Here is a 17,444-nt window from a genome sequence, read left to right on the forward strand (position 1 = left end):
CCCCCCCCCCCCCCCCCCCCCCCCCCCCCCCCCCCCCCCCCCCCCCCCCCCCCCCCCCCCCCCCCCCCCCACACCCCCCACCCCCCCCCCCCCCCCCCCCCCCCCCACAAAACTTTTTTTTAATGATACTGCGACCACCGATATCTACACATGTCGTGGTTCGTCGGCAGCGTCAGATGTGTATAAGAGACAGATTTTAGGCACCTAAAATATTAGTTATATTTACAGAATGAATAGAAAATTCCTGGCCAGCCTTGTTTGGCTGCTCATCTGCTCTAGCTATATTTTTGCGCAAAACACCTATACCATTAGCGGTACCGTGAAAGACCAAAAGGAAACCCTGCCTGGTGCGGCCATTTACATCAGTGGCTATAAGATTTCGACCGTAACCAACAACGAAGGCAAATTTTCCATCCCCAATTTGGCCCCCGGAAACTACGATGTACTGGTGCAGATGATCGGCTACCTGCCCTATTCAAAAAATGTAGTCATTGCCGACAAATCGGTAAACATCGAAGCATTGCTTCAAGAAAATACCGTCATGCTGAAAGAAGTTGTGATCAAGCCCGACCCTAACAGAATGGCACATATTGCTTTGTTTAAAGATTTTTTTATTGGCAAATCGCCCAATGCCGCCCAATGCAAAATCCTGAATACCAATGTGCTCATGATTAACGACGACAGGGAAAACGGAATGCTGACCGTTAGAACCAACGAATTTATCGTCATCGAAAACAAGGCTTTAGGCTATAGACTTAAATACCTGCTAGAATATTTTGAATACAACTATAAATCAAAAATCATTTTCTATGCGGGCCATCCTTATTTTGAGGAAATGAAGGGTGGCAAATCGAAGCAAAAGAAATGGCAACAGGCACGCGAAACAGCCTATAACGGCTCTATCCAGCATTTCTTTAAATCTTTATACCACAACACCATTGCCCAAGACGGCTTTGTCATTAACAAACTGGTTGCCATACCCAATGCCAACCGCAAGCCCGACAGCCTGATCAATGCCAACATCAAGCGCCTAACTACTGGCCAAAACGGACTTACCCGCGCGCTTACCTTTACCAGTGGCGATTCGCTTGCGTACTGGCTCAAGCAACGTCGCGAACCACTTACCATGAGCGTGCTCAGTCGTGCAGATGTACTGGTCGACACCCTGGTCAAAACCTACAACAACGATATTAAAACCATGAACTTTAAAGACGAGCTCTACGTGATTTATAAGAATGAACGCGAAACGCCCGAGTACGATTTTTCAGGAAACAGGCAAAACAGGCCCTTAGATATGCCAAACTACCAGATTTCTATAGTAAGCCTACTTGAACCTCCGGTTCGGTTTTATGCCAATGGGGGCGTAGTAGACCCTCGAAGCACGTTGTACAAAGGCTTTTGGGCTTACGAAAAGGTAGCCGATCTGGTGCCTATGGATTACATCTCGACTGTTAAGAAGTAAATTCGTGCTTACAGCATCCTATTTTCCTATTGATAGGGATTGCAGGGATTCACAGTGCATTTTTGTCCTTTTATAGCCTGTAAAAACACCGTTGTCCGCCATCGTGTGGAAAACATTATTTTAAAATTACTAATATTTTTAGCAATTTTAAACATGGTTAACGGTGAAGAAAACAAAGAGGATTACCTGAATGGCCGGGGCGCCCAAATCAATACGGTTAACCGGTTTCTCAAAAACTCCTTAAGCAGGGCACATGTAGAGGCTATTGACGATTGGGAAGAAACCAGTGGCAAAACAAGTTTCATTATAGGCACTTCCAAATCGGTTGTAAACAAGGTGGATAGCCCGGATGTGGGCATGGCCTATTCGCTCAATCCCTACCAAGGCTGCGAACACGGCTGTATTTACTGTTATGCCCGCAATTCGCACGAATATTGGGGCTTTAGTGCCGGCCTGGATTTTGAAAGAAAGATCATTGTCAAAAAAGATGCACCAGAGCTCTTCAAAAAGTTCTTGGAAAAAAAAACCTGGGATGCCTATCCTATTTCCCTTTCTGGCAATACCGATTGCTACCAACCTGCCGAACGCAAGTTTAAACTTACCCGCCAGTTGCTCGAAATTGCCTTAGCCTATAAACAACCCATATCGATGATCACCAAAAATGCGCTCATTTTACGAGATCTGGATATTTTGCAGGAAATGGCCAAACACAACCTGGCTATGGTATTTGTGTCGATAACCAGTTTAAACGAAAAACTGAGGCTTAAGCTTGAGCCTCGTACCACTACCGCCAAGCAACGCCTCAAAATTATAGCAGAACTGAGCAAGGTTGGCCTACCCACCGGGGTTATGGCTGCGCCTATGATTCCGGGGCTCAACAACCACGAAATGCCCGCTATTTTAAAGGCCGTGGCCGATAACGGCGCTAAATCGGCAGGCTATACAGTGGTTCGGTTAAATGGAGCCATCAGTACCATCTTTGAAGATTGGTTGCAAAAGAATTTCCCCGACCGTTTTGAAAAGGTATGGCATGCCATACAAAGCTGCCATAATGGCGAGGTAAACGATAGCCGTTTTGGCATGCGGATGCGTGGCGAAGGCAATTTTGCCCAAATGATACGCGACACCTTCAAATTGCATTGCCGGCTAAACGGATTAAACCAGGAACAAGTCCAGTTAGACAGTAGCCAGTTCAAGGTTCCTAAAAACCAGTTGAGCCTGTTTTAAGCGCTGGCCGGGAAATGTTTTCCAGTCTACCATCACTGTGGATATTTAATACCCCAAGCATAATAGCACATTTTTGCAATTCCGTTACAAAGCCGGCTTGGGCATCACTCGGCCATTTGCTACTTTTGGTGCTCAACCCAATTACATGAAAATTGCCTTAATCACCTATCACGACCAAGGAGCCTATGCTTCGCCAACTGTAGTAAATGAAGACGACAAACTGTTAGAATTTCTCCAGCATAAAGGCTTAAACATTGAAAAGGTAATTTGGAACAATCCACAAATCCAATGGGAGAACTATGATTTGGCCATCTTAAAATCACCGTGGGATTATTTTGACCTCATTGCCGATTTTTATGCCTGGCTGGAAATGCTAAAAGCAAAAAATGTAAGGTTGCTTAATCCAACAGCTACCGTAAAATGGAATGCCGACAAGCATTACCTCCAAAACATCATGGACAAAGGATTATTGGTTACGCCTAGTATTTTCTTAGAGAAAGATGCCCATGTTAACCTAAACAGCTATTTCGACGAATTTGAAACTGAAAAACTCATTGTAAAACCTTGTGTCAGTGGCGGCGCCAAAAATACCTTTAAAGTAACCAAGGCCAATGTTGATGAAATTAATGCCAAGCTGGGCGCATTGATACGCGAAGAAGCATTTATTGTACAACCATTCTTAGCCGAAATTGAGGAAAATGGCGAATGGTCGTTTTTGTTCTTCGGCCAGCAATTTAGTCATGCCCTGCTCAAAAAAGCCAAAACCGGCGATTTTCGGGTACAACATGCCCATGGCGGCAGCATACACCCGCAAGAGGCACCTGCCCAATTGCTTCAAAGCGCACAACGATATGTAGACCAGTTTGCCCAGCATTGTTTATATGCCCGTGTGGATGGAACCGTGGTCAATGGAGAATTTTTATTGATGGAGCTGGAACTGATTGAACCTTTCCTGTTTTTAGATACAGATCCAAATGCCTGCGAACGATATTATCAAGCCTTAATAAAGTTGATCAACTAATCCCATAAGAAATCTGTCAAGCTATGGCTCTTGATATTTATCGCCTTGCGCCAAAATCCTGTGTCCAGTAGCTTCCAACCCTAGCGGTTCCCATTTCCTGGTAACTGGCACTCATGATATTTTTACAGTGCCCTTCACTGCTTAGCCAGGAATTCATCACGGCTTGTTCGTCTTTTTGTCCCTTGGCAATATTCTCTGCGATGGCCTTCCAAGTATAGCCCACGGCATCAAAACGTTCGGCTAGGGTTTTGCCATCAGAAGAAACATGGTTAAAAAAGTTGTTCTGGTACATGTCTTTGCTGTGGTTGTACGCGGCTTTGGCAATGACATTGCTCCAAGTTAAAGCCGATACAGGAGGCATAACCGTTGTGCCACAATTGCAGCCATTTGCCCGTACCTCATTAACCAATTTCAACAAAAGCGCATTGTCCAAACTAGTTGTTACTGCATCTGTATTTCCACTTTGGTCAGGATTGGCTTCGGCACTATTGTCTTTACAGCTGAGCACCGCACCAAAAAGTACAACAAACAAAACAATAAATCTCTTCATCCCCAACAATTTTATTTCGGCAAGCTCAAAAAAAAAACACCTACCATGTTCATGATAGGTGTTTAACGATTTGGGACTTGATATGGTATTAAGCGCCCTCTTCTTTTTTCTTTTTCTTACCGTTGCTTTTGTTCACCACGGTAATTTCTTCTTTTTCCTTATTGTAGTCGATTTCTAAAGTATCGCCATCGTGGATTTCTCCTTTCAGGATTTCTTCCGCAATCGGATCTTCCAAATACTTCTGGATGGCACGTTTCAACGGACGGGCACCAAAATTACTGTCGAAACCTTTTTCGGCAATGAAATCTTTGGCTACATCGGTTAATTTCACTTCATAGCCCAAGTTGTGAACACGGCCAAACAGCGATTTCAATTCGATATCGATAATTTTGAAGATCTCTTCCTTGCCTAAGCTGTTGAATACGATTACATCATCGATCCTGTTCAAAAATTCCGGTGCAAAAGCACGTTTCAACGCATTCTCGATTACGCTGCGGCTGTGGATATCGTTTTGGCTCATCTTGGCCGAAGTAGAGAAACCAACACCTTGACCAAAGTCTTTCAACTGGCGTGCGCCAATATTAGAAGTCATGATGATAATGGTGTTTCTAAAATCTACCTTGCGTCCTAAACTATCGGTAAGCTGGCCTTCGTCTAATACCTGCAACAGGATATTAAATACATCAGGATGCGCTTTTTCAATCTCATCCAGCAAAATTACCGCATAAGGCTTTCTGCGAACTTTTTCGGTCAATTGGCCACCTTCTTCGTAACCCACATAGCCCGGAGGCGCTCCTACCAAACGCGAAACCGCAAATTTCTCCATGTACTCGCTCATGTCAATTTGGATCAGCGAATCGTCGCTGTCGAACATAAAGCGAGCCAATTCTTTAGCCAATTCGGTTTTACCAACCCCTGTTGGACCTAAAAAGATAAATGATCCAATTGGTTTTTTAGGGTCTTTTAATCCGGCTCGGGTACGTTGGATGGCTTTGGTCAATTTCTTGATGGCGTCATCCTGACCGATAATTTTCTCGGCCACGGTATCGTACATATTCAATAGTTTCACGCTATCGGTTTGTCCAACACGTTGCAAAGGAATACCAGTCATCATCGAAACCACCTCGGCTACATTGTCTTCACTTACTTCGTAGCGTTTGGTTTTGGTTTCGGCTTCCCATTCTGCCTTGGCGCGTTCCAGTTCCTCTAACAGGTTCTTTTCGGTATCGCGCAGTTTGGCGGCCTCTTCATATTTTTGGCTCTTCACCACTTTGTTCTTTTCAACCTTAATATCTTCTATCTTGCTTTCGATAGCGATAATGTTTTCTGGAACATGGATATTGGTTAAATGCACCCTCGAGCCTGCCTCGTCTAAAGCATCGATGGCTTTATCCGGCAAGAAACGGTCTGTAATATACCTCGAAGTTAAAGCCACACAGGCATTGATCGCTTCTGGGGTATAAGTCACACCGTGGTGCTCTTCATATTTCTCTTTGATACGGTTCAAAATCTCCACGGTTTCGTCTGGCGTAGCCGGCTCGATCATTACCTTTTGGAAACGACGGTCTAAAGCGCCATCTTTTTCAATGTACTGACGGTACTCGTCTAAAGTAGTTGCACCGATGCATTGAATCTCGCCCCTGGCCAAAGCCGGTTTGAACATGTTCGACGCATCTAGCGAACCTGAGGCCCCACCCGCACCTACAATGGTGTGGATCTCGTCGATGAAGAGGATGACGTCGGTCGATTTTTCCAATTCGTTCATCACCGCTTTCATGCGCTCTTCGAACTGGCCACGGTATTTGGTACCGGCAACCAGCGAAGCCAAGTCTAAAGTAACTACTCTTTTGTTGAACAAGACCCTCGATACCTTGCGTTGTACGATTCTCAAGGCCAAACCTTCGGCAATGGCCGATTTACCCACGCCAGGCTCACCAATCAAAATCGGATTGTTCTTTTTGCGACGCGAAAGGATTTGCGAAACACGCTCGATTTCTTTTTCGCGACCTACGATCGGATCTAAGCGGCCTTCTTCGGCAGCACGGGTTAAATCGCGGCCAAAATTATCAAGCACCGGGGTTTTAGATTTAATGTCGGAAACTTTTTTAGGCGTGCTGAAGCTTTCCTCCTCTTGGTAGTCGTCGTCGCCGCCGCTAGAAGTGCCTCCTCCCTGTGCCTCGTCCCTAAAGCCGTTTTTGTTTACCTCAACCTCTTGTTTAAAGATTTCGTAGGTAATGCCGTATTGCAACAAAATCTGCGAAGCAATATTGTCATCGTCTCTTAAGATAGACAGCAACAAATGCTCTGTACCGATCAAATCGCTTTTAAATATCTTTGCTTCTAAATAAGTAATCTTTAATACTTTTTCAGCCTGTTTGGTCAATGGAATATTTCCCAAATTAACCGTTACGCTCGAAGTACCGCGAACGGCCTCTTCAATGGAGCGGCGAAGTTTAGAAGTATCAACCGATAATGATTTTAAAATCTTTATGGCCATACCGTCACCTTCGCGAATAAGGCCCAACAACAAGTGCTCGGCACCTATATAATCGTGTCCTAACCTCAGGGCCTCTTCCCTGCTGAAAGAAATCACATCTTTTACCTGTGGTGAAAATTTAGCTTCCATAATATGTGTGTAATCGGGACGACTCTAAACTATAAATTTGTTTTATAAATACGGCCTCCGGATTTTTATATTTTATCAACAATTACGCCATTTTGGTGGATAATAACAATAGTTTCTTCAAGCTTAAACAAAAAACAACAATTTGCGCAAAGAAGTTTCTGTTTTTAGCATATACGTAATACCATAGAAATTAGGTTTTTATCATCAATAATCTAATTTAGGCGCAAAGAATCATCATATTGTCGGTTTTTTGTAAGGTTTTAGCACCAGCCGAAAACTGACAAATTGTTACATCAGCCATAGGCAAACGAGCAGTTTTGACAGTATGTTGCATTTCCGCCAGCTCGATCAGCATCCTCAAAATCAGCTTTAAAAGTTCGCTTTTTTTACATTTAGCCTTCAAACGACCTGATTCACATTTTGTTTTTTTATATTTAGGTTCAACCTTAACCATTGATTAAATATGAAAACATCATCCGTTTCAAAACTCAGCAGAAATGAGCTGAAGAAAGTTTTGGGAGGTGGCGGCGAAGAGCCGATGCATCCGTTGTGTCCAATCTGTTCATGCGAGTGGCCTTATCCATCGGCCTATTTGGCCTATGCCTCGGCCAACCTTTGCGAACCAAATCCTTGCGCCAGACCTGTAGATCCCACACCAAGCGATCCAGATCCCTGCGCTCCAGCCATAGACATGTAAGCTAAGCAAACGAAAATCTTTTAAAGGCCACTTCGAAATTTGAGGTGGCTTTTTTATGCGATAAGCGCCTTAAAACGCCTCTTGCATTTTCCGTCTTACATTTTCCATCATTTTACCCATCTTTGCACAAACACTATATAAATTATGTCAGACGAAAAAATAATCTTTTCAATGGCGGGGGTGAGCAAAATCTATCCGCCACAAAAACAGGTTCTTAAAAATATTTATCTCTCTTTCTTTTACGGCGCAAAAATCGGCGTAATCGGTTTAAACGGCTCTGGTAAATCTTCATTGCTGAAAATTATTGCTGGTTTAGACAAATCTTTCCAAGGCGAAGTCGTGTTTTCTCCCGGCTATTCGGTGGGTTATTTGGCACAGGAGCCTGAACTCGACCCAGAAAAAACCGTTCGCGAAGTAGTAGAAGAAGGCGTAGCCGAAATCACTGCCATCTTAAAGGAATACGAAGAAATTAATGAGGCTTTCGGTTTGGAAGAAAATTATTCTGATGCCGATAAAATGGACAAACTGATGCAGCGCCAAGGCGAACTGCAAGACAAAATCGATGCGGTTAATGCCTGGGAACTCGACAATAAGTTGGAAAGGGCCATGGATGCCCTGCGTTGCCCAGACCCTGAAACCAAAATCGGCGTGCTATCAGGAGGTGAGCGTCGGCGTGTGGCCATGTGTCGCCTGCTGCTGCAAGAACCTGATGTATTGCTGCTCGATGAGCCGACCAACCACTTGGACGCCGAAAGTATCGATTGGCTAGAACAGTTCCTCCAAAATTACAAAGGAACCGTAATTGCCGTTACCCACGACAGGTACTTCCTGGATAACGTAGCCGGCTGGATCTTGGAACTTGACCGTGGCGAAGGCATTCCGTGGAAAGGCAATTATTCTTCATGGCTAGACCAAAAAGCCAAACGTTTGGCACAGGAAGAGAAAACCGAAAGCAAACGTCAAAAAACATTAGAGCGCGAGCTGGAATGGGTTCGTATGGCTCCCAAAGCCCGTCATGCCAAATCGAAGGCACGTTTGGCCAACTACGATAAACTGGCCTCGGAAGACGGCAGAGAGCGCGAAGAAAAACTGGAGCTTTTTATCCCTGCCGGTCCGCGTTTGGGCAATGTGGTTATCGAAGCTACCAACGTAACCAAAGCCTATGGCGATAAAATTTTGTTCGAAAACCTGAGCTTCTCGCTTCCTCCTGCGGGCATTGTTGGGATTATCGGACCAAATGGTGCAGGTAAAACCACCTTGTTCAGACTCATTACCGGACAGGAGCAGGCTGATGCAGGCACTTTTAGGGTAGGCGAAACCGTGGCTTTGGGCTATGTAGACCAGATGCACAACGACCTGGATGCCAACAAAACCGTTTACGAAAACATTACAGATGGCTTAGACAACATCCAATTGGGCAACAAGGCGGTAAACGGCCGTGCATACGTATCGAAATTCAACTTTAACGGTGCCGACCAACAAAAGAAAGTGGGCATTTTATCAGGCGGAGAACGAAACCGTGTACACTTGGCTATTACGCTTAAAAAAGGGGCCAACGTACTGCTACTCGATGAGCCGACCAACGATATCGACGTAAACACTTTACGTGCCTTGGAAGAGGCTTTAGAGAACTTTGGTGGCTGCGCGGTGGTAATCAGTCACGACAGGTGGTTCTTAGACCGCATCTGTACGCATATTCTGGCTTTTGAGGGCAATTCTGAGGTTTATTTCTTTGAGGGCAACTATTCCGACTACGAAGAAAACCGCAAGAAACGTTTGGGCGATGTAACACCGCACCGCATCAAGTATAAAAAAATAGGTTAGCATGCTCTTGTTGGTGTTCCTCACCAACAAGCCATACTAAGGTACTAAATCGTTGGTGAAGAACACCAACGATAGCAGGCAAACAAAGAAAGGCTCCGGAGTGGAGCCTTTGCTGTTTTAAGCCTCAAATCTTGGAGGCACTGGACCGGGCTTAGGCGCATTGCTTTCTTTCGCTTTTCTTTTGCCCCTGAAAAAGAAATAGAGGTTGACGAAAAGCATCACGCCCAAATAAATAGAGAAAGTCCCTATTTTGTAGCTCAGCGCCTCCACTAACGACTGGTAGTCGTTCTTATAGAGCGTTAGTTCGAGTATCATTAAAGCAAACCCCAGGTTGAGCAGGTAAAACCCAGTTTCGAAAAGCTTGTTGGTGGCCAAGGCAATCTCTTCCCTGCCCTTAAAAATATCGAGCATGTAAACCTTGCTGTTCCTGAATAAGGTTCGCGATACATAAAAAGTCAAGAAAAGTGCCACAGGGACATAAATTGCATAGCCGATCAGAATTTTTGTAGTTTCCATCTTATTGAATGTTTATTTGTTAGCGGATTAGTTTTTGAATCTGTGTGGTTAGTAAAAGGATGTTGAGGTAATGCAAAACCGAAATGATACCAATAATAAGGGCCATTTTAACAGCGATTACTTCAATCAGTTGGGGCATGCCGGTAATTTGTTGCCAGGCAACGAGCGTAATGGCACAATAGCCGATGTTAACCAGGTAATAGCCTACCAGCAGTATTTTATTGATTTGTTGGCAAAGGTCGAGGTGCCCGGGCAGCAGTGCCGCCACAAAAAGGTTGCCGTTCCGATAGCAGCTGCGTCCCACAAAAACAATGACGAGCACAATCAAGGTGATAAAGATCGCGTAACCAAACAGGTTGTAATTCATAATATTTTAATTACTATATTTTCAGAAATTATTGAAATTTTAGGTCAAAAAAATTGCTTATTTCAGCAATTTGATCATCAGTTTGCCCAGCCAATTGTCTTTGTAGGTGGTTACCTTATCAATCATTTCGTCGGCACGGCCTACAAAATCGTACAGTTTTTTGGTCTGCTCTACAAAATGTTTTTCGGCAGGAGTTTCATTGGCTTGGATAGATGAAACTTCCTTCAGCATCTTCAAGGCAGGCTTAATCTCTCTTTTGCTTCTTTCTTTGGCAATTTTAGTGGCCAGTTCGTCAAGGTCCTTTTCCGCAATAAAAAATTCTCGGCGCTCACCCGGCTTGTTTTCCTTGTACACAATGCCCCAATCCATCAGCGCCCTGAGGTTCATGCTGGCATTGCCCCTCGAAATCTGCAGCTCTTGCATGATGTCTTCCATCGAAATGGCTTCGTCTGATACCATCAGCAAGGCATGAATCTGTGCCATGGTTTTATTAATGCCCCATTGCGATCCCAATGCACCCCAGGTTTGCAGAAATTTGTTTTTGGCAGTTGAGTAATCCATATTCAAATATAGAATTTATTTTCAAACTTTCAAAAATAATTGAAATATATTTTTTATTTCTCCCAGACCTGATTTTGCACGCTAAAATTTTATTTTTGGCTAAGATTTAAAGTTTCTGCCTGTATATTGAATTTTACAGAAACATGCGCAGTTTTTTGTTGTTATAACCTATAGCTAAACTGTACAATATTTTATATTTGATCCTATGAAGAAAATTTTAGTTGTTGACGATGATGATGATGTGCTAGATACCATTGCCGTGATTTTAGAAATTGGCGGATACGATGTAGAACCTTTAAATGATGCCGAAATCGTATTCGAACGTATTGCCGAATTTGAACCTGACCTGATATTGCTGGATGTGGTGCTGGGTAAAATCGATGGCAGGATTATCTGCAGCCAGCTTAAATCCCATGAAGACACCACCCACATCCCTATTTTGATGATGTCGGGGTTATATGACATGCGAGAAATACAGGATATGGAATGTGCACCAGACGATTTTATGGCCAAGCCCTTTAAAATGGATACCTTGCTCAGCAAAATAGAGAAGCTGGTGAGCTAAAAGCCAACTTGCAACTTTCAGTTTCTGGGCAACAGGACAGGTCAAAATTTCCTGAAATAATTGTTCCGCCCCATTTAGCGGCTAACTTGATAGATATCCTAGAGCAGAATAAAACTTCGGTTACCTAAGCAGTTCTTCAATCAACCCCTTTCTATTCTTGGCTTTCGCGCGGACCACGTTTGTAAATAACCAGTCCATTTAAGAAATTACGTAAAATCTGATCGCCGCATTTTTTAAAATTTGGGTGATCGTCTTTTCTGAAGATATCGCCCAATTCGCTTTTGGTTACCGTAAAATTAACCAGTTTGCAAATCTCTATAATCTGATCGCTATTTAAGGATAAGGCTACCCTTAATTTTTTCATGATATCGTTATTGCTCATAATTGTATGATTGGCAGCTTAAATAATTAGATGGCCCTAAAAAGCCGCTTCTATTTTAACTTTCTTGTTCTTAATTTTTTCGTTGGCCAGCTTCTTGACAACTTTTGCCATTTGTGCCCTTTTGACAGCTACATAAGCTGCCTGGTCTTTCACTTCAATCAGTCCTACCTCGTCTTTTTGCAAACCTCCCTTTTTAAGCAGCAGGCCAACAATATCAACCTTATTGACCTTGTCTTTTTTACCGGCACTAATATACAAAGTTTGCCAGGCACTATCTTGCGGCATGGGATAAGGGCCTTTCAAATCGATGGTTTCTATTTCGGCACTTAAAAAAGGGTATTGCTCGTCGGCAGCCAAAATCAAATAGGCCGTTCCTTTGGCATTCATTCTGGCGGTGCGTCCGTTGCGGTGCACAAAGGCATCTTCGGTATGTGGCAATTGGTAGTGGATAATGTGCGCTACCTCCGGAATATCCAGGCCACGCGCGGCCAAGTCTGTGGTAACCAAAATGAGATTGCTCCCATTCCTGAATTTGAGCAGGGCGCGCTCACGCTCATCTTGCTCCATACCACCATGAAAAACATCGTGGATCAGGTCTTTTTCAATAAGCAAATCGCTAATGCGGTCGACCGTTTCACGGTGGTTGCAAAAAACCAGCATGGCTTCATTTCCGATGCTGCAGATGAGCTCGAACAAGGTTTCCAACTTGTCTTCCGCTTTGCTCGCTACTTTTTTGAGCGTGATGGCTGGTGCTATTTCCCTATTGGTTAAGAAATTGAGGGTAAGGGGGCTTTGCAAGCCCGTAAAATCCGGAATTTCTTCCATTTTGGTGGCCGAAGTCAGGATACGCTGCGTTAGAGAACGTAGGCTGCCAATGATATAGCCCATATCGGCCTGGAAACCAAACTCCAAGGCCTTATCAAATTCGTCGAGCACCAACGTGGTTATGGTCGATTCGTCGAAATGCCGTGCATCGAGGTGAAAGGCAATCCGTCCGGGCGTACCAATTAAAACTGCAGGTGCTTCTTTTAAGCTGTTGAGCTCGGTTTTTACCTCATGGCCTCCATAGCAGCAGGTTATTTTAAAACCCGATGCCATTTGCCTGAAAACCAATTCGATTTGCAAGGCCAGTTCTCTTGATGGCACCAAAATAAGACATTGGATACCCTTCGTTTCTTTTTTAAGCCTATGGAGTACCGGCAACAAAAAAGCAAGGGTTTTTCCGGAACCAGTTGGCGCCAAAATAACGACATCGCTTCCTTTTTTGCTGGCCGCAATGGCCTGTTCCTGAATTTGGTTAAGGGAGGCAATTTTAAGGTTATCGAGCACCGACTGTAGAATCATGGTCCAAAGGTAGCTATTTTAGTCAAGAGTCGTCAGGCTGAAGTCTCTAGTTCAGCTGTCCGAAAGTTTTCCTGCTTTCGTTTTCTGCCTTCCTTTCCACCAGCCTCAACCTGCCATTTCCTTTTCCATTTTTGCTTCCACATTTCCCCAAAAAATCTTATCTTGTTGATAACCAATTGAATGTTAGCAAATAAACAATATACCGTTAACTGCAATTTCACATGAAGCGCTTAAATTTAGGAAACCTGATTACGGGTTGTTAACCTTAACACCACTAACGTATGAGCTGGAAAAAATTTAGTGGCGAAGTGATCCATTCGTCAATCTTAGAAGAAGTTGAACAAGCAATTATCAGAGAAACTGGAAACGGCTACAAACTGAAAGTGTGCATCGGCACAGACTCGCAGGTTAAAGGTGCCATTACCGATTTTGCAACCGTCATTGTTTTGCTAAGGGAACACCATGGCGGCTTTATGTACATCAGCCAAGAAAAAACCACCCAAAAAATGGGCATCAAAGAAAGGATGCTGGTCGAAGTGCAGAAATCAATCGAAACCGCCTATTCGGTTTGCGACCTGCTTGATGTGTACGATGTAGATTTGGAGGTACATGCCGACATCAATACCAATCCGATGTTTAAATCGAACAAGGCTTTAAACGAGGCCATGGGCTACATTTTGAGCATGGGTTTTATTTTTAAAGCCAAACCCGAAGCTTTCGCCAGCTCAACCTGCGCCGATAAGATGGTACACTAACGGTTGCAGGTTCAGGGTTAAAAGTTGAAAGCCATGAGCTAGATTTACAGCTTTTCACTTTAAACTTTCAGCTCCTTTACCAAGATTTGCTCACCACTTTTTTTTCTGGTGCAGGAATTTCTACCGGCTTTTCGTTGGCCATATACTGCTTCAGCTTTGCCGCAAAATCTTGGACATATTTGGCTGTTTGCGTTCGATATTCTTTCCATTGCCCCTCATTCAGCTTGCCGGGATTCTCTTCCAACGGGGTGGCTTTAGCCGTAGCGGCCACAAAGTTTCCATATCGGTCTCGCTGATACGGAACAAAACCAAAGTCGCTCAGCCAAAAACGATACTTCCCTTCTTTCACTTCTGCATTAAAACTGTACAGCACTTCGCCAGAAGGATGCGACATCACCAGCAGGGTTTTGTTGATAACGAATTTGCCGTTGGCAAGAATTGCGCTATCGCCTACCGCTGATTTGACCTTTAACGTCTTTTGCTTTTTGAGATAGGCATCCAGCCTATTCCTCAACAAATCACTGGTTATGCCTTCTAGCTTCACCACCTCGTAATAAATCAACTTCCCGTTTTCGTTAACAGCCAGGTTTTCGCCTTGCGCCACGGCTATATGGCAACTCAAGAACAACAAGGCGGCCAATAATCTAATTTTCATAAGTTTTACGCCTAAAAAAACGCCAGGCTTGCGCCCGGCGTTTGGATCAATACTAGAAAGCATAAACGGCCGCTAAAGAAAACTGCGAAGCATTTTTAGTCGCGGTTAGGCCATTGCGCTTTAAAAAACCCTGCGAAAAGTCTTTATCGCTGTCTAAACGCACCTCAGGGATAAAGGTCAATCCGCCCGACTTGATATTGCCCGATAACGTAAACGAGGCGACCGCCGCATCTTGAGTACCGGCTGCGCCCTTATAGTTAAAATATTCGGCCCTTAGCCCCAAAGCGACAGCCTTTGTAAAGGCATATTGCGGATATAGCGCAACTCCGGCATAACCTCCATTGTTGTTCGAAATGGTATAATTGGCCGCGTTTAGGCCCATCTTAAACTGATCGGTAATTTGATAGGCCGTAGTCAGATCGAAAATGGTGCCCGTGCCCGCAGCGCCCGCTGAGCGGCCCGAAAGAAAATTCAGGTAAGCTGTCCAACCCGAAAGCGGGCTCAGGGTTAGCTGCGCCCCAATGTGCGATACGCCATTAAAATCCTGGTATACATTCCAATCGTTGAATAGGCCAGCCATCAGGCTTACTTGATCAGAAAAGGTATAGCTGGCTTTAATACCTGCATTCTGAAATGGCCCTGAGCCAAAGAGGTAGGAAGTAGAATAGTTGAAATTAGCGGCTGGCGAGATCACTTCGTAGCCGACGAAAGTGCCCATGTAGCCTGCAGCGATATTAAATTTATCGGTAAAGGCATAACTAATGTAAAGATTCTGGATATGGAAGCTATTGGTCTTCTCATCGTAGGTGCCGGCCGCATTGGGGATAGACTGCGACTGGCCACGGGGCCCGAAAGACAGTTCGCCAACAAAAGAAGCCTTGCCGGTACTCTTTTTCAGGGCCAGGTCTATCATTCCCAGCGAAACGGAATTCTGTTCGTTGGCAAAATAGGTTTTGATGTTGCTTGCCTTATTGAGGTCGTATTTATAATAGGTATCTACTGATCCTGAAATCTGTAAGGGAGAACCCGATGATTCTTGGGCATAAGCAGTGGCAGTAAATCCTAAGGCGGTAAAGGTAGATAGTAGAGTTTTAATTTTCATAATTTTAAGTTTGAGGTTTATTTTAATCCATTATCTGACGACTTAAAAGGCAATAGCCGGGCTATCCACATCAAAATGTGGTTCAATATTGTAGATAGCCCGAAATATTTGGTTTGATTTACCTAGTTGTTTGCGACTTCCTTTCCTGCAACGATCAAAGTGCCCTGGGTATATTTTTCATCGTGTTGCGAGGCATCCAGTCCTACTTCTTCTTCGGCTTCGCTTACGCGGATCGGCTGAATGAGGTTGACCAGCTTGAAGATTACAAACGACACGACAAAGCTGAAGATAATTACAATGAGCGCTCCTTTTAACTGAATGAAGAAAAACTCCGCATTGCCATAAAGCAAGCCATCGGCACCTGCACTGTTTACGGTTTTGGTGGCAAAAACACCTGTCAGCAGCATGCCTACGATCCCTCCAACACCATGGCAAGGAAAAACATCCAAAGTATCGTCTAAGCTGGTTTTTTGCTTCCACGAAACCACCAAGTTTGAAACTACCGCTGCTGCCACGCCAATAAAAATACTTGATGGAATACTTACAAAGCCGGCACCCGGCGTAATGGCCACCAAGCCAACAACGGCCCCGATACAGAAACCCAAAACAGAAGGTTTTTTGCCTCTGGCAACATCAAAAAACATCCACGATAGGCCTGCCGCACCAGCGGCCGTATTGGTAGTTAAAAATGCCGAAACTGCCAAGGCATTGGCACTCAAGGCCGAGCCTGCGTTAAAGCCGAACCAGCCGAACCATAACAAACCGGTTCCAATCAATACATAAGGAATATTGGCTGGTGGCACTTCTTTATGTTCCAAGTGCGATTTTCTTCTTTTGAGCACCAAAGCTCCAGCCAAAGCTGCCATACCTGCCGAAATATGCACCACGGTTCCGCCGGCAAAGTCGAGCACGCCCATTTTGAGCAGAAAACCGTTCGGCGACCATGTCCAGTGTGCCAATGGCGAATACACAAAAAGCGCGAACAATACAATAAAGAGAATATACGAAGTAAAGCGGATACGCTCGGCAACGGCACCTACCACAAGCCCCGGGGTAATGATGGCAAACATCAATTGAAAAACCGCAAACAGCGAAAGCGGAATAGTTCCCCAGGCAGGCCCAGAGTTTACGCCCTGAAAAAACAAAAATGTTTTGGGATCTCCGATAAAGCCCCCAATGCTGTTACCAAAAGCGAGGCTGAAACCTACCACTACCCAAAGCACAGTAATTACCCCTGCGGCTACTACGCTTTTGATCATGGTAGAAAGAACATTTTTGCGATGCACCATGCCTCCATAGAAGAAGGCCAGGCCCGGTGTCATTAAAAACACCAGTGCAGCGGCGACCAAGATAAACGCAACATCAGCCGCATTATATTTTCCTTCGTCAAAATTGGGAAGCAACGGCACAAAAAGAGATAAAACTGCAATTAAAATTAAAATTGCGAATGGAGCCCACTGTTTAAATAGAACTTTTGCCATAAATTTTCAAGTTTAGTGTTTATTTTTTTGATAATTATTTAAAATTAACTATAAAATCTTAAAAAATCATAAAAAACAATTAATAACATTGGCAAAATCAATAAAAAAATATATTAAAATGTAAAAAACATTAAATAAATATATCTGTCTCTTATACACATCTCCGAGCCCACGAGACAGTCCTCATGATCGCGTATGCCGTCTTCTGCTTGAAAATGGGGGGGGGGGGGGGGGGGGGGGGGGGGGGGGGGGGGGGGGGGGGGGGGGGGGGGGGGGGGGGGGGGGGGGGGGGGGGGGGGGGGGGGGGGG

General features: G+C 44.4%; 19 protein-coding genes. 8 read left to right on the top strand and 11 right to left on the bottom strand.

Annotated elements, in window-relative coordinates; translation table 11 throughout:
- The 4 genes from JHD69_RS16145 to JHD69_RS16160 all read left to right on the top strand — a co-directional run.
- The coding region (locus JHD69_RS16145) for a hypothetical protein (RefSeq protein ID WP_199141382.1) at positions 1–208 on the top strand (208 nt) is incomplete at its 5' end.
- Positions 209–229: 21 nt separating this feature from the next.
- Positions 230–1,462 (top strand): carboxypeptidase-like regulatory domain-containing protein, encoded by a 1,233-nt coding sequence (locus JHD69_RS16150; protein ID WP_199141383.1) that lies wholly within the window; start codon positions 230–232, stop codon positions 1,460–1,462.
- A gap of 153 nt (positions 1,463–1,615) precedes the next feature.
- Positions 1,616–2,689, top strand: coding sequence for a PA0069 family radical SAM protein (locus tag JHD69_RS16155; RefSeq protein ID WP_199141384.1), 1,074 nt, complete (start codon positions 1,616–1,618; stop codon positions 2,687–2,689).
- Positions 2,690–2,834: 145 nt separating this feature from the next.
- Positions 2,835–3,710 carry an ATP-grasp domain-containing protein gene (locus JHD69_RS16160; protein WP_199141385.1) on the top strand — a complete coding sequence of 292 codons (876 nt, stop codon included), beginning with the start codon at positions 2,835–2,837 and terminating at the stop codon, positions 3,708–3,710.
- A gap of 37 nt (positions 3,711–3,747) precedes the next feature.
- Here the strand turns inward: JHD69_RS16160 and JHD69_RS16165 are convergent, their stop codons facing one another.
- The 3 genes from JHD69_RS16165 to JHD69_RS16175 all read right to left on the bottom strand — a co-directional run bounded on the left by JHD69_RS16165 (position 3,748) and on the right by JHD69_RS16175 (position 7,340).
- Complete coding sequence (locus tag JHD69_RS16165) at positions 3,748–4,260, bottom strand: CAP domain-containing protein (protein WP_199141386.1); 513 nt, start codon at positions 4,258–4,260, stop codon at positions 3,748–3,750.
- 88 nt (positions 4,261–4,348) lie between these two features.
- Complete coding sequence (locus JHD69_RS16170) at positions 4,349–6,886, bottom strand: ATP-dependent Clp protease ATP-binding subunit (protein ID WP_199141387.1); 2,538 nt, start codon at positions 6,884–6,886, stop codon at positions 4,349–4,351.
- Positions 6,887–7,103: 217 nt separating this feature from the next.
- Complete coding sequence (locus JHD69_RS16175) at positions 7,104–7,340, bottom strand: hypothetical protein (RefSeq protein WP_199141388.1); 237 nt, start codon at positions 7,338–7,340, stop codon at positions 7,104–7,106.
- Between the two features lie 9 nt (positions 7,341–7,349).
- Between JHD69_RS16175 and JHD69_RS16180 the strand changes: the two genes are divergently transcribed.
- Together JHD69_RS16180 and ettA are read left to right on the top strand one after the other, a co-directional pair.
- Positions 7,350–7,583: a hypothetical protein gene (locus tag JHD69_RS16180; protein WP_199141389.1), complete on the top strand. Its 234-nt coding sequence runs from the start codon at positions 7,350–7,352 to the stop codon at positions 7,581–7,583.
- Positions 7,584–7,727: 144 nt separating this feature from the next.
- A complete protein-coding gene (gene ettA, locus JHD69_RS16185; RefSeq protein ID WP_199141390.1) occupies positions 7,728–9,407 on the top strand; it encodes an energy-dependent translational throttle protein EttA in 1,680 nt (559 codons plus the stop codon).
- Positions 9,408–9,524: 117 nt separating this feature from the next.
- Here ettA and JHD69_RS16190 read toward each other — a convergent pair whose 3' ends face one another.
- Genes JHD69_RS16190 through JHD69_RS16200 form a run of 3 tightly spaced genes read right to left on the bottom strand, consistent with a single transcriptional unit; the run spans position 9,525 to position 10,851 of the window.
- Positions 9,525–9,923 carry a hypothetical protein gene (locus tag JHD69_RS16190; RefSeq protein ID WP_199141391.1) on the bottom strand — a complete coding sequence of 133 codons (399 nt, stop codon included), beginning with the start codon at positions 9,921–9,923 and terminating at the stop codon, positions 9,525–9,527.
- A 19-nt stretch (positions 9,924–9,942) separates the two neighbouring features.
- Positions 9,943–10,290, bottom strand: a complete 348-nt coding sequence (locus JHD69_RS16195; RefSeq protein ID WP_199141392.1) for a hypothetical protein — start codon at positions 10,288–10,290, stop codon at positions 9,943–9,945.
- 57 nt (positions 10,291–10,347) lie between these two features.
- Positions 10,348–10,851, bottom strand: a complete 504-nt coding sequence (locus JHD69_RS16200) for a GbsR/MarR family transcriptional regulator (protein ID WP_199141393.1) — start codon at positions 10,849–10,851, stop codon at positions 10,348–10,350.
- A 205-nt stretch (positions 10,852–11,056) separates the two neighbouring features.
- Between JHD69_RS16200 and JHD69_RS16205 the strand changes: the two genes are divergently transcribed.
- Positions 11,057–11,416 carry a response regulator gene (locus JHD69_RS16205; protein WP_199141394.1) on the top strand — a complete coding sequence of 120 codons (360 nt, stop codon included), beginning with the start codon at positions 11,057–11,059 and terminating at the stop codon, positions 11,414–11,416.
- 151 nt (positions 11,417–11,567) lie between these two features.
- Here the strand turns inward: JHD69_RS16205 and JHD69_RS16210 are convergent, their stop codons facing one another.
- Together JHD69_RS16210 and JHD69_RS16215 are read right to left on the bottom strand one after the other, a co-directional pair.
- Positions 11,568–11,798 (bottom strand): DUF1456 family protein, encoded by a 231-nt coding sequence (locus tag JHD69_RS16210; protein ID WP_199141395.1) that lies wholly within the window; start codon positions 11,796–11,798, stop codon positions 11,568–11,570.
- Positions 11,799–11,834: 36 nt separating this feature from the next.
- Positions 11,835–13,142 (bottom strand): DEAD/DEAH box helicase, encoded by a 1,308-nt coding sequence (locus JHD69_RS16215; RefSeq protein WP_199141396.1) that lies wholly within the window; start codon positions 13,140–13,142, stop codon positions 11,835–11,837.
- 281 nt (positions 13,143–13,423) lie between these two features.
- Here JHD69_RS16215 and JHD69_RS16220 point away from each other — a divergent pair, with 281 nt between their 5' ends.
- On the top strand, positions 13,424–13,897 hold the full coding sequence (locus JHD69_RS16220; protein ID WP_199141397.1) for a ribonuclease H-like YkuK family protein: 474 nt from the start codon (positions 13,424–13,426) through the stop codon (positions 13,895–13,897).
- A gap of 76 nt (positions 13,898–13,973) precedes the next feature.
- On the opposite strand, the gene JHD69_RS16225 is transcribed toward JHD69_RS16220, so the two are convergent.
- From JHD69_RS16225 to JHD69_RS16235, 3 genes are all read right to left on the bottom strand, one after another.
- Positions 13,974–14,552, bottom strand: coding sequence for a DUF4468 domain-containing protein (locus JHD69_RS16225; RefSeq protein ID WP_199141398.1), 579 nt, complete (start codon positions 14,550–14,552; stop codon positions 13,974–13,976).
- A 52-nt stretch (positions 14,553–14,604) separates the two neighbouring features.
- A complete protein-coding gene (locus JHD69_RS16230; RefSeq protein ID WP_199141399.1) occupies positions 14,605–15,654 on the bottom strand; it encodes a porin in 1,050 nt (349 codons plus the stop codon).
- A 122-nt stretch (positions 15,655–15,776) separates the two neighbouring features.
- Positions 15,777–17,135 (bottom strand): ammonium transporter, encoded by a 1,359-nt coding sequence (locus JHD69_RS16235; protein ID WP_199141400.1) that lies wholly within the window; start codon positions 17,133–17,135, stop codon positions 15,777–15,779.
- Positions 17,136–17,444: the final 309 nt, after the last annotated feature.

The organism is Pedobacter sp. ASV12, assembly GCF_016429155.1.
Classification (GTDB): domain Bacteria; phylum Bacteroidota; class Bacteroidia; order Sphingobacteriales; family Sphingobacteriaceae; genus Pedobacter.